Origin of the sequence: Providencia sp. PROV130, from assembly GCF_028482225.1 — a bacterium.
GTDB lineage: Bacteria > Pseudomonadota > Gammaproteobacteria > Enterobacterales > Enterobacteriaceae > Providencia > Providencia rettgeri.
Genome location: NZ_JAMPQC010000031.1, coordinates 43,688 through 59,659, shown reverse-complemented (window position 1 = coordinate 59,659; position 15,972 = coordinate 43,688). Strand labels below are relative to the sequence as shown.

Below are 15,972 nucleotides of genomic sequence, written 5' to 3'. Positions count from 1 at the left end.
CCTAATTGTAGAGGTACACGATGGCGACAATCAAAGATGTGGCAAAAGAAGCAGGTGTTTCTGTTGCAACTGTTTCACGGGTGATTAATCAATCACCTAAGGCAAGCCAAGCTTCTATTGCATCCGTAAAAAAGGCAATGAATAAGCTAGGGTATCGCCCAAATGCGGCGGCTCGCGCGTTAGTGAACCAAAGCTCAAATACAATTGGGGTGCTCGTTAACGATGTGTCAGACCCATTTTTCGGTGTTATGGTTAAAGCTGTTGATGCGGTAGCCCATAAAAATGGTAAACATATCTTGATTTGTAACGGTTATCATAATGCAAAGGAAGAGCGCCAATCTATTGAGCTGTTGATTAACAACCGCTGTGATGCATTGGTCATTCACTCTAAAGCCCTTGATGATGCAGAACTACTCCAATATGCGAACGAAGTCCCGAGTATGGTACTGATCAACCGCCATATTGATGAGATTGCAACCCGCTGTATTTCATTAAATAATTACAAAGGTGCCTATTTAGCGACGGAACACCTCATTCGACATGGGCACACTAAAATTGCGTACATCTCTTCAAATCACCAAATTGAGGATGCGATACAACGTTTGCAAGGCTATCGAGACGCATTAAAAAATAATGGTATTCAACTATCTGATAGCTATGTTGAATATGGTACTCCTTATGGGGAAGGCGGCGAGCAAGCGATGACTAACTTGCTGATAAAATCACTCGAAATCACTGCGGTCGTTGGCTACAACGATTTTATGGCAGCAGGGGCTATTGCGGTATTAGATGAAAATGAAATTCACTCACCAGAACAGGTTTCGGTTATTGGTTTTGACGATGTATTGATTGCCCGCTATATCCATCCACGTTTAACAACGATTCGTTATCCCATTCAAATGATGGCAGAAAAAGCCACTCAGTTAGCACTTTCTTTAGCAAGAGGGGAAAAAACGACAGGTGAAAGTTTAATTTACTCACCGACACTGGTTCAACGTAATTCAGTTAGGCCTTTGCACGCCCAGTGATTTTATAGGCATAAAATTACCGCATTCTGTGTAAACGTTTTCATTGATATTTGATGAGCTTCACGGAACTATCAAAAAATAGATTACTTTCCTGTAATTCGTCTTCGTTCTTCTCTGAAAATTTGCATTAAAATCTGTTATTTAATCCACTAAGTTAACATTATTGAGGATATTGTGAAAATATGTGATTCATTTAACGGTGATATCTTGTGGTAACGTTTACACTTGCTTCGTTATCATTTGGCGAAGGAATTTGATTATGCAAACTGAAGGGGTTGGGTTAAGCACATTAGATTACGGAATATTCATTCTGTATGTGCTTATCATTATTAGTGTGGGTCTTTGGGTTTCTCGAGATAAAAAAGGGCAAAAAAAAGGTACAAAAGACTATTTTCTGGCAGGAAAAACATTACCTTGGTGGGCTATAGGTTCTTCACTGATTGCGGCAAATATCTCTGCAGAGCAATTTATTGGTATGTCTGGCTCTGGATTTTCAATTGGTTTAGCCATCGCATCCTATGAATGGATGGCGGCACTAACACTGATTATTGTCGCAAAATACTTTATGCCCGTATTTATCGATAAAGGTATTTTTACCATTCCAGAATTTGTTGAAAAACGCTTTAATAAAACATTAAAAACGATCTTAGCTGTATTCTGGTTAGCATTATTTATCTTTGTTAATTTAACTTCAGTTCTCTATTTAGGGTCGTTAGCATTACAGACAATCCTAGGTATTCCAATGCATTATGCTATTTTTGGTTTAGCATTATTTGCTGTGATTTATTCTCTTTATGGCGGGCTATCTGCGGTTGCATGGACAGATGTCGTACAAGTTTTCTTTTTAATTTTAGGCGGTTTTTTAACCACAATAATGGCGGTGAGCTATATTGGCGGTGATGCAGGTTTATTCGCGGGGATGAGCCGTATGGCAAGTGAAGCACCTGCACATTTTGAAATGATTTTAAGCCAAGACAACCCGCAATTTAGCAATTTACCCGGTATTGCCGTATTAATTGGCGGACTATGGGTTGCCAATTTATATTACTGGGGCTTCAACCAATATATTATTCAACGTGCATTAGCGGCCAAATCTATTAATGAAGCACAAAAAGGCTTGGTTTTTGCGGCATTTCTCAAACTGATTGTCCCAATCCTTGTTGTTGTACCGGGTATTGCAGCATTTGTGATTGTTTCTGACCCTGCATTACTGGCGGGATTAGGAACGATGGCACAAGAACATATGCCAACACTGGCACAAGCGGACAAAGCTTACCCATGGTTAACACAATTCTTACCTGTCGGCGCTAAAGGGGTCGTATTTGCGGCATTAGCTGCGGCTATTGTCTCTTCTTTAGCTTCTATGCTGAACTCAGTGGCAACTATTTTCACTATGGATATCTACAAAGAATATATTGCTCCGTCAACCGCGGACCATAAATTAGTGAATGTCGGGCGGATCAGCGCGGTTGTTGCGTTAATTGTGGCATGTTTTATCGCACCATTATTAGGTAACATTGGACAGGCTTTCCAATATATTCAAGAGTATACGGGGTTAGTTAGCCCTGGTATTTTAGCGGTATTCTTACTAGGTTTATTTTGGAAGAAAACCAATGCAAAAGGCGCGATTATCGGTGTGCTGCTCTCAATTCCGTTTGCATTATTCTTAAAACTGATGCCGTTAGGTATGCCATTCCTTGACCAAATGATGTACACCTTCTTCTTTACTGCGGTCGTGATTGGTTTAATTAGCCTGACAACGGCAAAAGAAGATGACTGTGAGGGGGCAATTATTTTAACGTCGGAGACCTTTAAAACATCGACAGGTTTCAATATCGCATCCTACGCAATTATGGTTATCTTGTGCGTGTTATATGCGTTGTTCTGGTAGCGCAATATTTCTAACAACCTGATAATTAAATGATAGCACTAGGCGGGAAGGAACACTCCCGCCTTATTTTTTGCATTTATTAACTTAAATAATGAGCTAACATTAATATCGCAATCATTTTCGTTATTCTCGCCTAATAATATCCCTTTCTTATGTATGATTAATTGTGTCTAAATTGATTTTTTTAATAACTATTTGTTATAAGTAAATATGCCAAATTGATTTTAATTTGACTTATTTTTAGGAATAATACTGAGACTTATTATTATTATCATTGGAACTATTTTGTGAAAAATTTAGGTTTATTTCGTTTACATCAGGTTGCCATTTTCACCTTGTTAGCGCTGGCTGTTCAAAACCAATCCATGGCAAATGAACAAAATAGCGACAAACAAGACTCTTTCGTTGTCAGTGCACAAGCACTCAAAGTGAATACTGCGCTGCAAGAAACGCCAAAATCAGTTTCGATTATTACCGAACAAGATTTGACCATACATGCTCCGCAAAAAATTGATGAAGCACTTCGTTATACCTCAGGGGTTGTTGCACAGCCTTATGGAGCTGATAATGATACTGATTGGTTCAAAGTCCGCGGTTTTGATGCTGCAACCTATTTAGATAATAGCCGGTTATATCGAGATGGCTATTATACTTGGTTGCTTGAACCTTATGGGTTGGAAAGTATTGAAGTCGTGAAGGGGTCATCAGCTGTTCTCTTTGGCGAATCCACTCCTGGAGGCGCTGTTAATTTAGTAACGAAAAAACCATCTATTAATGCTAAAAATGAAATATTTTTAGAAGCGGGTAATAACGATCACCAAGCGCTAGGTTTTGATCTTTCTACGGCATCAGCGGATGTAGGTGCCCGCTACCGTTTAGTGGGAACGATGAAAAAATCGGATGGGGAACTCAAAGACACAGATAATAAACGTATTTATCTGGCGCCAAGTGCGGCATTTGACTTGTCTGACCAAACTGTACTTACGTTAATGGGAACGTATCTGCACGATGATGGTACGCCCACGAATCCTTTTTTCCCCGCAGCGGGAACATTAATTCACTCTAATTATGGCAAAATTAAACCATCAACCAATTTAGGTGAGCCTGATTACGATAAATATAAGCGAACTCAGTTTTCAGTGGGTTATTTATTAGAACATCAATTTAATGATGAGTGGCGTTTTGCGCAGCGTGTGAATTACGGTTACAACGACCTAACACTCAGAAGCGTTTACGCCTTCTTTAATGCAGATCCTGCTGTGCAAGAATTGGAGCGAGGTGTTGTTTTTCGCGATGGTAAAAACCAAAGTTTTAGCTTAGATAACAATATTGTCGGTGAATGGGATAGTGAGCGGTTTGAAAATACTTTACTTACGGGTATTGAATTTCAATATCATCAAACCAAAGGTGATGAACAGGATAATTATGCTTTTGGTAAAATTAACCCGTGGAAGCCAGTTTATGGACACTATACCCCACTAGACCCATCTAATAATATTCATCGCACTATTGATAAAACACAAACTAGTATTTATTCACAATACCAAACAAAGCTTGATAGCAAATGGATTGGGGTCATTGGCGCACGTTATGATTGGGTAAAAACTGAAAATAAAGCACATAAAAAAGCAGAAGATGAGTCTAGAAACGATGGGCAGATGAGTTTAAATGCGGGTTTAATGTATATCGCTGACAATGGCATTTCACCTTATTTAAATTACTCTCAATCTTTTGAAGTTCAATCGACGATCGACCCAACCACCCAAAAACTGTATAAACCACTTAAAGGTGAGCAATTTGAAGCAGGTATCAAATATACGCCTTATTTTATGGATGGTTATTGGAATATTGCTTGGTTCGATATCGAACAAAAAAATGCGTTAGTGACCAATCCCAAGACTTTTATTGCAACTCAAACGGGTAAGGTGACTTCACAAGGTATAGAAACAGAGCTCTTCGCAAGTGTTACTGATAATTGGGATATCAAAGCGACATACACTTATACCAATGCGCAAACAGATAATACGGGAGGAAAAGGACGCAAGCAGGCTGGCATTATCCCCAAACATATGGCGACTGCCTGGACTGACTACGAAATTCCAATCATGAGTAACCAGTCGTTAAAACTCGGAACTGGTATTCGCTATTATGGTCAATCAAAAGACAACCCAGCGAGCAGCAACCGTTCTGTTCCTAGTGCGACGCTCTGGGATATGGCCGCGATATATCAATTATCGAATAATTGGCAGTTCCAGTTTAATATGAATAACATCCTCAATAAAGAGTATGTTTCATCTTGTGATTACTGGTGCTACTACGGCCAATCGCGTTCATTTGTGTTACAAACAAAGTACACTTGGTAATTTTAAAAAAGGCATGCTAATAACCTTGGCATGCCTTGAGTCCTTTCTATGTTTCGATTAGCAAATATTAATATCGTTCGTGATCATCGTTCTATTTTATCTATAGATTCGCTAAATATACCGACAACAGAACTCACAGTGGTTCTTGGTCATAATGGTTCAGGAAAATCTACACTGGTTAATCTCCTTTCAGGGCAGATGGCACCGGATAGCGGACAAATCGATTTAAATGGCACGAGTCTTTCTCTATATAAAACGAAAGAATTAGCGCAGAAAATCGCGTATTTACCACAAAAACTGCCAGCCTCAGCGGGGCTGTCTGTGAAAGAACTTGTACGGTTAGGCCGCTTTCCGTGGCGAGGTGCACTTGGTCGCTGGCAAGCTGACGATGAAATTATTATCCAGCAAGCAATGGAAAAAGCGGGGGTTGAGGGGTTTTCTTCGAGCTTAGCGGACAATTTATCTGGTGGAGAGCGCCAGCGCGCATGGGTTGCGATGTTACTTGCTCAACAATCACCGGTTTTAATACTGGATGAACCGACTTCAGCATTAGATATTCACCATCAATACCAGTTAATGAATTTATTGAGTGAGCTTAATATAGTTCATGGGATTGGTGTGATTGTGATCCTTCATGACCTCAACCTTTCTTTACGCTATGCAACACACATAGTGGCATTAAAAAAAGGGAAAATAGAATTTGAGGGAAAAAGTATTCTTCTTCATGATGAAGCAAGGCTATCGTCACTCTACGATACCCCGATTAAGTTAATACCACACCCTAATTTTCCAGAATCAGAACATCATAGGGTTGCTATCGTATGCGCTTAAAAATCAATTTGCTTGGCCTTATTTTATTAACAAGTACATTATTATGCTCATTTTATATACGGGCTTATTCCGTCACGGACAGTCGTGGCATTATCGAATTCAATTCGCCGCCTCAGCGTGTTGTGGTTTTAGATTGGGATTTACTGGAGCAGCTATTAACCCTTGAAGTCACACCTGTTGGGGCCACGGAATTAGAGAGTTACCAGCAATGGGTTGTTGACCCAGTTGTTCCTTCTTCAGTCAAAGAGGTAGGAACCCGGGCTGAGCCTAATTTAGAGCAAATTGCCGCATTGAAACCTGATGTTATTATTGCAAGTAGCGCGCAAGAAGATTTACTGCCTTTATTGGAAAAAATAGCGCCAGTCGTTTATTTATCAAATTTTGCACGCCAAGATGACTCAGGGCTTGTAGCCATTGCGCATTTTAAAACGTTGGCTCACTTATTTAACAAAACCTCTTTTGCCGATGAATATTTAGTGAAAATGGATAAACGTTTTGCTGAATTAAGATCACAGCTTGAACGAGCTTTTTCCACGAAACCAAATGTTGCTGTTATCCGGTTTTCAAGTTTAAGCACTATTTTTCTTTATACTGAGAACTCAACGCTAAATTATGTTCTTGAACAGCTTGCATTAAAGCCCGCTATTTTAGTTCCCGCACGTGCTTGGGGAATAGAACAGAGACGAATAAATTCATTACAGTTTATTAATGATGGGTACGTGTTATATATCAAACCATTTGTAGAAGAAAAAAAACTAAATGATTCTATTTTATGGCAGTCGATGCCCTTTGTTAAACAAGGGCGGATAAATAGTGTTCGTCCCGTTTGGAATTATGGTGGTGTATTTTCCTTGCAATTAATGGCGGAAGCATTAACAGAAAGCTTATTACAGGTTGCTCCTCATAATGACAACTAAACAGTACTCAATACTATTTTTTGTATTAATGGTGTTTGCGCTGATTAATCTTCAGCTCGAACCTGGGGTTATACTCAGTCAGCAATTATTTTTAATTATTCATCCTGCTTCAGCCGATACGTTTGCTGATTATTTTTATTTATATGGCCAATTACCACGCCTTGCTATGGCATTATTAGTGGGCGCGACTTTTGGTTTATTGGGCAGTTTGATGCAGCAATTAACACAAAATAATCTTACTTCACCACTGACATTAGGTTCATCATCCGGTGCTTGGTTAGCATTAGTGGTAGTCAATATTTGGTTTAGTAATGAGATTGGGTTATATCAAACGCTAGCTGCGATGGTGGGAGCATTACTTGCATTTGGGTTGGTAATATTAATTGCAGGTATTCGCAATATGACAGGCATTCCGTTAGTTGTTTCGGGAATGGTCATCAATATTTTGTTTGGTGCTATAGCGACTGCATTAATTACATTAAATTCTCAATTTGCACAAAACATTTTTATGTGGGGAGCTGGAAATCTAGCGCAAGATGGCTGGCAAAAAGTGGTTGGTTTATTACCTTTATTGTTCCCTATCATTATTATTATCTGTTTTGCACCTCGTATTTTGACATTATTGAAATTAGGTCATGAGGGGGCTAAAGCTCGTGGCTTATCCGTTTTACCTACTTTCTTGTTTTTTATTGTTTTAGCATCTTGGTTAGTGGCGGCGACTATTTCAACTGTAGGGGTTATTAGTTTTATTGGTTTATTAGCCCCAAATATAGTACGGCGAATGGGTAATATGAGTGCAAGGCAAGAGTTATTAAACAGTGCAGTTGTAGGCGCTATTTTATTGCTTCTTGCAGACAGCGGGGCTATCGCACTAACAAACTACCTTAATATTGTGGTTCCTACGGGGGTAATGACTGCTGCTATTGGTGCTCCTTTATTGATCTGGTTTAGCCGCCGAGCAATGACAGCCCAAGATCAATTATCGATAGGTCTATTACCAACAAAAATAATACTTTCCAAAACCACGGTATGTATTCTTATTTTATTGTTAGCAAGTGGAGTTGTATTTTCACTTTGCTTACAAACGAATGGTGAACAATATTATTGGCAACTGCCATCAAGTTTTCAATGGGATATTAAATGGCCTCGTTTATTAGCGGCTATATTCTCTGGCTTAGCATTGAGTATTGCAGGCGTTTTATTACAAAGAATTATTTATAACCCGTTGGCCAGCCCAGATATTTTAGGGGTTTCTTCAGGTGCTACAGCGGCACTTGTTCTATTTAGTTTACTATTAGGCACTGCTATTCAAACCTCATTTTGGGGTATTGCTTTAATCGGGAGCCTGATTGTATTAGGGATATTGTTGTACCTAGGTAAGCGACACCAATACGCACCAGCAAGCTTAATTTTGACAGGGATCTGCCTAACGGCAACGTTAGAAGCTTTTGTTCAGTTCTTTTTAGCTCAAGGTACATTGAGTAGCTATCGGATATTATTATGGCTTTCAGGGTCAACTTATCGTGTGGAAGGGCAACAGGCCATTATTTTTTCAATCAGTATTGTTGTGTTAGCTATATTAGCGATCACGTTAAATCGTTGGCTAGTTTTATTATCAATTAGTCGGTCATTTGCACAGGGAAGAGGACTAAATTCACAATTAGCGACTATATTGCTATTAATCTTAGTTGCATTATTGTGTGCTTTTGTCACTTCTACTGTTGGCCCTATTGCATTTCTTGGTTTAGTTGCACCCCATATGGCTTTTTTAGTTGGCGCTAAAAAGGCGAAACAACAACTTATTATTAGTGGGTTGATCGGCAGTATATTAATGGTTTGGGCAGATTGGTTAGGACAAATTATTATTTATCCAACACAGATAGCTGCTGGAATATTTGTCGCCATTTTAGGTGGCGGGTATTTTTTATTGCTGATGGCGATGAATAAAATCAAGTCATAATTTATGGTGTAAATATGGCTAACCAAATCGCTACTCAAAAAGACCTAACTAATATTGATAAGTCAGGTCATATCGCTAGGGCTATAAAAAAAGATAAATACGAAAAGAAAATAGTAGTATTTATCTTATCCGTATTATTTCAATACCACAGCCCCAGAATGGCAGTAAAAAGGTGAGTTAAGTTGAGCCACGCTCAATTAATTGCCATTCGAGGATTTCATGGCTGTCATCGAGTTGCGGGTGCTTAATTTTATTGAGTAGCAGTTGAACGCTACGGATGCCAAATTGATGCATCGGCTGTACAATAGTACTTAATGGCGGCGTGGTTACTTCACCGAAGGGCACGCCATCAAACCCTAACACGGCAATATCATTGGGAATATGCAACCCCTGCTGATGTAAAACACTCATTGCACCGCCTGCGATGACATCAGAAATCGCGAATACAGCATCGGGTTTGGGCGCATTTTGCAGTAACTTTTCCATGGCTTTCGCCCCTGCGGTGTAATCTAATTCTTCTACATACTCGATTTTACAATACTCAAAGCCAAGTTCAGTGAGTGCTTTTCGATACCCTTGTTCCCGTTGTTGCGAATAGAGGTAACGCATATCACTGTTAATTAATGCAATGCGTTGGCAATTTTTCGCTGCTAAATGATAAACGCCAGCGCTAGCGGCTTGTGAATTATCAATAGTAACCGAAGAAGCACGAAATTCTGGATCCCCCTCACCACACTGCACCCACGGAAAATCGCCAATCATATCCGTAAGCCCTGGCAAACAACTCACTGCATCCATAGTGATGACGCCATCAACAACCTTACCTCTGAGTAAACTCAGATAAGCGGATTCACGTGTTGGATTGGATTCAGAATTACATAACAAAATATGATAGCCGTGGCGTTCCGCTTCTTCTTCAATACCTCGTACAACTAGTGAACAAAAGGGGTTAGTGATATTAGACACCAACACCAATAGCATACGACTACGGGAGGTGCGTAGTTGGCGCGCTAATAAATTAGGCTGATAATTACACTGAGCGATGGCGGCGAGAACTTTATCGCGAGTTGCGGGTTTGACAATATGTTGATCATTCAATACCCGTGAAACCGTTGCGGCAGAGACTCCTGCGATTTTCGCCACTTTTTCTATCGACATTGTTCACTTTTCCTTTTGTCTATTGCCATGCACAGTATGCAACATCGTGATGAAAAGTACGATTGATACAAGCAACTTGTGATGCAGATTGCAAATTTATCTTTTAGGTCATTATTGAACCATTCAGCTAGTTGCTGAAAGAAACAATTTGGCTATATTTTATAAATGAAATCGATTTCAGTAAAAATGTAATCGATTTCATTTTGGAATTTAGCTGCCATTTAGCAAAAAGCCTCATTTTATAAACAATAAAACATGAGAGGTAATGAATGGATATACAACTACAGCTTGCGAAATACACTGATCGGAGTGAAGTCGCGCATTTGATTTATCACTCAACGAATGTCTGGTATCAGCAACATGGTTTAGGCGCAATATTTCAGTCTGCGCCTGAAGAGTGCCATTTATTTGTTGATGTATACCAACAACTTGATCCTGACTACCACTGGGTAGCCCGTGATCCACAACTTAATATTCTTGGCTCGTGTTTTTTTCACCCACGAGAAACCCATTTGGGCCTTGGGATTATGAATGTCCATCCCGATGCATTCGGACAGGGTATTGCAAAGAAATTATTGTCCAAAGCGGATGAATTAGCAGGAAATTTACCCATTCGCTTAATTTCAAGTGCTCTGAATTTAGACTCTTATTCTCTTTATCGCCGTGGCGGTTTTACACCTTATGCAATATACCAAGACATGGTGATTTCAGTACCCGAGCAAGGCGTAAATCTCCCTCGTTTGACCGAAGGAATTGTACGAGATGCTCGAACCGAAGACTTACCAGCTATTTTACAATTGGAAGCGGATTTATTAGGTATTAGCCGTCAGCGGGATATTGAATATTTTTTGAATGACACTAGTGGGTTATGGCGAATTGCAGTCTGGGAGCATAACCAGTGCATCGAAGGTTATCTTGCCTCTATCGCACACCCCGCATCGAGGATGCTAGGACCCGGCTGCAGCTATCGTGATGAGGTAGCACTGGATTTACTCGGTTGGATGTTAGACAAACATCATCGTGGTGCGATGCCAGTCGTTTTAGTTCCCGTAGAGCGAAATGCACTGTGCCAAGCACTATTGCGATGGGGCGGTCGAATTTGTGAACTGCATCTTGCGCAAGCCAAAGGTTATGCGCAGAAACCAAGCGGCGTAGTTATGCCGTCCTTTTTACCTGAAAGTGGCTAATAAAAAATAGAAATTATTGGGGGTCTTATGGGTACAAATAGTCTTGCTCAAGGCGGTAAAAATACTGTCCATGTATGGGTAGTACCGCGATTGGCGTTAATGATGTTCCTTCAATTTTTTGTGTGGGGGGCATGGTATGTCACGCTAGGGGTTGTCATGGGGAAATATGGTTTATCAGCAATTATTGGTGATGCCTATTCGACAGGGCCTATCGCCTCTATTTTATCTCCTTTTGTACTAGGGATGGTGGTTGACCGTTTCTTTGCATCACAAAAAGTGCTTGGTGTACTGCATCTCGTCGGTGCCGCTTTATTATGGATGATCCCAAGTTACTTTACGGGGGATCATAGCGGTCTGTTATGGATAATCTTTGGTTATATGCTTTGCTATATGCCAACTATTGCTCTTAGTAACAACGTTGCCTTTTATAGTTTACCGAACAGTGAGAAAGCGTTCCCAGTTGTGCGTGCATTCGGTACATTCGGTTGGATTGTTGCGGGGTTGATTGTCGGTTCAACAGGGTTATCAGATAGTACAGAAATTTTCACCTTGGCGGCAGCGGCTTCGTTGGTACTGGCGATTTACAGCTTTACATTACCACACACGCCAGCACCAGAACGAGGTAAGCCCGTAGCAATGCGCGACTTGTTATGTGCGGATGCGTTTGCCATGCTCAAGCAACGTCATTTTTTAGTTTTCATCATTTGCGCAATGCTGATCTCCATCCCATTGGCGGCTTATTATGCCTATGCGGCGCCATTTGTTGCAGCGACAGGGTTTACTAACGTTGGTGGCGTGATGTCTTTAGGGCAGATGTCAGAACTGTTCTTTATGTTATTGATACCCTTCTTCTTTGCACGTCTTGGCATTAAAGTGATGTTACTCATTGGGATGCTGTCTTGGTGCTTACGTTATGTCATGTTTGCCTTAGGGATCGCTGAAGAACTGCGCTGGATGATTTATATCGGCATTTTCTTACATGGTATGTGTTATGACTTCTTCTTTGTTATTGGTTTTATCTATACAGACAAAGTTGCTGGCGAGAAAGTAAAAGGGCAGGCGCAGAGCTTGCTGGTTTTGTTCACCTATGGCGTGGGGATGTTAATTGGTTCACAAATCAGTGGCATGCTGTTCAATAGCATTGTTACAACAGAAGGTGCAGCGGCTCTGCCACAATGGCAAAGTTTCTGGTGGTACCCAGCGATAGGTGCGTTACTGATAGCCGCATTGTTCTTCTTCACGTTCAATTATAAAGAAAAGCCGGTGGAGGGGAAATAAGATGGCTAATTTACGCGTCTTAGTCGTTGGTTGCGGCAATATGGGAGCCTCTCATGCAGAGGCTTACCACCGAATGGAAGGGGTTGATATCTGCGGGCTGGTGGCTCGTGGCCATTCAAAAAACACTCTCAATGAACATTTAGGTGGTGAATATGCCACGTTTGATAATTACGAACAGGCATTAAAAGCAACGCAACCAGATGCGGTTTGCTTAACGACATACCCTGATACGCATGAAGCTTATGCATTGCTAGCACTCAAGGCTGGCTGTCATGTGTTTATTGAAAAGCCGTTAGCCACTACGGTTGAAGGGGCTAAGCGTGTCATTGCTGCGGCTAAACAAGCCCATCGACAAGTGGTGGTCGGTTATATTTTGCGTCATCACCCATCGTGGCAACAATTCATTCATCTAGCTCATGAGCTGGGTAAGCCATTAGTGATGAGAATGAATTTGAATCAACAAAGCCATGGTCAGATGTGGAATGTACACCGTAACCTGATGCAATCACTATCACCGATAGTTGACTGCGGCGTTCATTATTTAGATGTGATGTGCCAAATGACTCAAGCTCAACCAGTGAGTGTCAGCGCTATTGGCGCAAGATTGACCGATGAATTACCAGACAATATGTATAACTATGGTCAATTACAGGTTCGTTTTGATGATGGCTCAGTGGGTTGGTATGAGGCGGCTTGGGGGCCAATGATCAGCGAAACGGCGTATTTTATCAAAGATGTCATAGGCCCTCGCGGTGCGGTTTCGATAATGGCTCGGCATGGAGAAGGAAATAGTGACAATGTCGATGGGCACACACGCACTGACTCTTTACGTATTCACTATGCAGAGCTTGGTAAAAACAATGCCTTTAAGCATCCTGACCGTTGGGTTGACTGCCAAGACGAACCAGACCATTTGGCGCTGTGCCTAAGTGAACAACATTATTTTATTCAAGCGATTACGGAACAATTTTCATTAGAACAGCATCTACAAGACGCACTCAATAGCTTGCGAATTGTTCTTGCTGCGGATGAAGCTGTGCGTACACAGCGCACCGTGATTTTAGGGAGTGAGTCATGAAAACAATCCAAGGCCCCGGTATCTTTCTGGCACAATTTATTGGCGAAAAAGCCCCTTTTAACTCATTAGAAGGCCTCGCTGAATGGGCATCAAGCCTAGGTTTTACCCATATCCAAGTGCCAACGATCGACCCACATATCTTTGATTTAGATTTGGCAGCCACAAGCCAAACTTATTGCGATGAGCTGGTTGCCATGTTACAGCAATATGGTATTCAGATCAGTGAGTTATCGACTCATATACAAGGCCAATTAATTGCGGTACATCCAGCGTATGACACGGTTTTTGATGGTTTTGCCCCTGTGAGCGTCAGAGGCAATCCTCAAAAGCGCCAGCAATGGGCGGCAGAGCAACTCATCAAAGCGGCAAAAGCCTCGCAGCGCCTAAAACTAACTACGCACGTGACTTTCTCAGGCGCGCTGGCGTGGCCTTATTTTTACCCTTGGCCACCCCACAATGCACAGCTATTTGATGAAGCATTTGCTGAACTTGCGTTGCGTTGGTTGCCTATTCTGAATGTGTTTGACGAGTGTGGCATCGATGTATGTTACGAGTTGCATCCAGGGGAGGACTTACACGACGGCGTGACATTTGAGCGTTTTCTCGGCCTTGTCGATAACCACCCGCGTTGCCATATTCTCTACGATCCAAGCCATTTATTGCTCCAGCAGATGGATTATCTTGCGTTTATTGATTGCTATCACCAACGCATTCGCGCATTTCATGTCAAAGATGCGGAATATTCACCAAATGGCCGAAGCGGTGTCTATGGCGGCTATCAATCATGGGTTGAGCGCGCAGGGCGTTTTCGTTCGTTAGGGGATGGCCAGATTGATTTTGTCTCTATTTTCAGCAAATTAACCCAGTACGGTTTTTCCGGTGTTGCCACAATGGAATGGGAGTGTTGCCTTAAATCTCCAAATGCCGGGGCGAAAGAGGGAGCTGATTTTATCGCCAATCATATTATTCCAGTGGTTGATCATGCTTTTGATGATTTTGCAGCGGTAGATACTAATCTTCAACAAATCAAACTATTACTTGGGATCGTGAGTGATAAATAAAGGATAAGGCGATGAGACTAAAGTTGGGAATGGTTGGAGGCGGCGAAGGTGCATTTATTGGTGCTGTACATCGATTAGCAGCTCGTATGGATGATGAGTTTGAGTTAGTCGCAGGTGCGTTTTCTTCAAACGAGCAAAATTGTCAACGTACAGGGCAACGGCTGCACCTTGCGCCTGAACGATGCTACGCTAGCTATCAGCAAATGGCGCAAAGCGAGGCGGCACGTGATGATGGTATTGATGTGGTTGCGATTGTCGCGCCTAATCACCTGCATGCCCCTATTGCCGTTGAATTTTTGCGTTCAGGTATCGACGTGATCTGTGATAAACCATTGTGTACATCATACTCAGAAGCTTTGCAGCTTGCCGATGTTGTGCGAGAAACGGGTAGGCAACTGATTCTCACACATAATTACAGTGCTTATCCGCTAATTCGCGAAGCGCGCAGCCGGATATTAGCAGGTGAACTAGGCGAAATTCGTTATATTGAAGTGGAGTATTTGCAGCAGTGGCTAGCAACACGATTAGAGGAAACTGAAAACAAGCAGGCGAGCTGGCGTACCGATCCACAAAAAGCGGGAGCGGGCTGTATCGGTGATATCGGTACTCATGCGTGGCAGTTAGCTTCATTTGTCACAGGGATGCTACCAGAGGCCATTTGTGCTGAACTCACATCAATGATCCCTGGAAGAGTGCTAGATGATGATGTGCGTGTGCAAATGCGTTATCACAACGGAGCAAAAGGGCGTCTATGGGCGAGCCAAGTGGCTTGTGGTGAAGAAAACGGGTTGAGACTGCGCATATATGGCAGTCAAGGGAGTCTTACATTTTCCCAAGAAAATCCTAACCAATTATGGTTAAAACCATTTGATTCACCCATGTTTTGTGTGACGCGGGGATCAATGTCTCAATGGGCGGAAAACCGTGCGATGTCAAGGGTTCCGGCCGGGCATCCTGAAGGATATTTAGAAGGTTTTGCTCAGGTTTATCGTGAGGCGGCAACTCGTTTACGCGAGGGTAGCGGTGCATCACCGTTATTACCAGGTATTGAAACTGGCCTACAGGGAATGGCATTTATTGATGCCGCAAAACGTAGCCATGATAACAGCGGCCAATGGATTGATTTTACGCAATATCGTTGCTCATCATAATCTCTGCAATGAATGGTCTGAGGCTAATGAGTTGGTATAATCTCGTTAATTACAGCTACAGCCTCTGTG

At 41.7% G+C, this 15,972-nt stretch carries 13 protein-coding genes; 12 read left to right on the top strand and 1 reads right to left on the bottom strand.

Annotated features, from left to right (window positions below; all coding sequences use genetic code 11):
* The first annotated feature begins 20 nt into the window (after positions 1-20).
* The 7 genes from PSF28_RS20125 (at position 21) to PSF28_RS20095 (ending at position 9,166) form a co-directional block, all read left to right on the top strand.
* On the top strand, positions 21-1,028 hold the full coding sequence (locus PSF28_RS20125; RefSeq protein WP_210836021.1) for a substrate-binding domain-containing protein: 1,008 nt from the start codon (positions 21-23) through the stop codon (positions 1,026-1,028).
* Between the two features lie 259 nt (positions 1,029-1,287).
* A complete protein-coding gene (locus PSF28_RS20120) occupies positions 1,288-2,919 on the top strand; it encodes a sodium/sugar symporter (RefSeq protein WP_036958441.1) in 1,632 nt (543 codons plus the stop codon).
* 287 nt (positions 2,920-3,206) lie between these two features.
* Positions 3,207-5,282 (top strand): TonB-dependent siderophore receptor, encoded by a 2,076-nt coding sequence (locus tag PSF28_RS20115; protein ID WP_272685559.1) that lies wholly within the window; start codon positions 3,207-3,209, stop codon positions 5,280-5,282.
* A gap of 48 nt (positions 5,283-5,330) precedes the next feature.
* The gene (locus PSF28_RS20110) at positions 5,331-6,113 is read left to right on the top strand and encodes an ABC transporter ATP-binding protein (protein WP_272685558.1); all 783 of its coding nucleotides are present in this window, start codon (positions 5,331-5,333) and stop codon (positions 6,111-6,113) included.
* The gene (locus PSF28_RS20105) at positions 6,104-7,030 is read left to right on the top strand and encodes an ABC transporter substrate-binding protein (RefSeq protein ID WP_210836009.1); all 927 of its coding nucleotides are present in this window, start codon (positions 6,104-6,106) and stop codon (positions 7,028-7,030) included. The genes PSF28_RS20110 and PSF28_RS20105 overlap by 10 nt, the downstream gene beginning before the upstream one ends.
* Entirely contained in the window at positions 7,020-8,990 is a 1,971-nt protein-coding gene (gene fhuB / locus PSF28_RS20100) for a Fe(3+)-hydroxamate ABC transporter permease FhuB (protein ID WP_213942753.1), read from the top strand. The genes PSF28_RS20105 and fhuB overlap by 11 nt, the downstream gene beginning before the upstream one ends.
* Before the next feature lie 14 nt (positions 8,991-9,004).
* Positions 9,005-9,166 (top strand): hypothetical protein, encoded by a 162-nt coding sequence (locus tag PSF28_RS20095; RefSeq protein WP_210836005.1) that lies wholly within the window; start codon positions 9,005-9,007, stop codon positions 9,164-9,166.
* A 1-nt stretch (position 9,167) separates the two neighbouring features.
* On the opposite strand, the gene PSF28_RS20090 is transcribed toward PSF28_RS20095, so the two are convergent.
* Complete coding sequence (locus PSF28_RS20090) at positions 9,168-10,148, bottom strand: LacI family DNA-binding transcriptional regulator (RefSeq protein WP_210836003.1); 981 nt, start codon at positions 10,146-10,148, stop codon at positions 9,168-9,170.
* Between the two features lie 269 nt (positions 10,149-10,417).
* On the opposite strand from PSF28_RS20090, the gene PSF28_RS20085 reads away from it, so the two are divergent.
* From PSF28_RS20085 to PSF28_RS20065, 5 genes are read left to right on the top strand one after another with little or no spacing between them, the layout of a single operon-like run.
* Positions 10,418-11,335, top strand: coding sequence for a GNAT family N-acetyltransferase (locus PSF28_RS20085; RefSeq protein ID WP_210835997.1), 918 nt, complete (start codon positions 10,418-10,420; stop codon positions 11,333-11,335).
* Between the two features lie 27 nt (positions 11,336-11,362).
* On the top strand, positions 11,363-12,613 hold the full coding sequence (locus PSF28_RS20080; protein WP_272685557.1) for an MFS transporter: 1,251 nt from the start codon (positions 11,363-11,365) through the stop codon (positions 12,611-12,613).
* Between the two features lies 1 nt (position 12,614).
* A complete protein-coding gene (locus tag PSF28_RS20075) occupies positions 12,615-13,691 on the top strand; it encodes a Gfo/Idh/MocA family protein (RefSeq protein WP_210835995.1) in 1,077 nt (358 codons plus the stop codon).
* Positions 13,688-14,752 (top strand): sugar phosphate isomerase/epimerase family protein, encoded by a 1,065-nt coding sequence (locus PSF28_RS20070; protein WP_272685556.1) that lies wholly within the window; start codon positions 13,688-13,690, stop codon positions 14,750-14,752. Before PSF28_RS20075 ends, PSF28_RS20070 begins: the two co-directional genes overlap by 4 nt.
* A gap of 11 nt (positions 14,753-14,763) precedes the next feature.
* Positions 14,764-15,903, top strand: coding sequence for a Gfo/Idh/MocA family protein (locus PSF28_RS20065; RefSeq protein WP_272685555.1), 1,140 nt, complete (start codon positions 14,764-14,766; stop codon positions 15,901-15,903).
* Positions 15,904-15,972 lie beyond the last annotated feature (69 nt).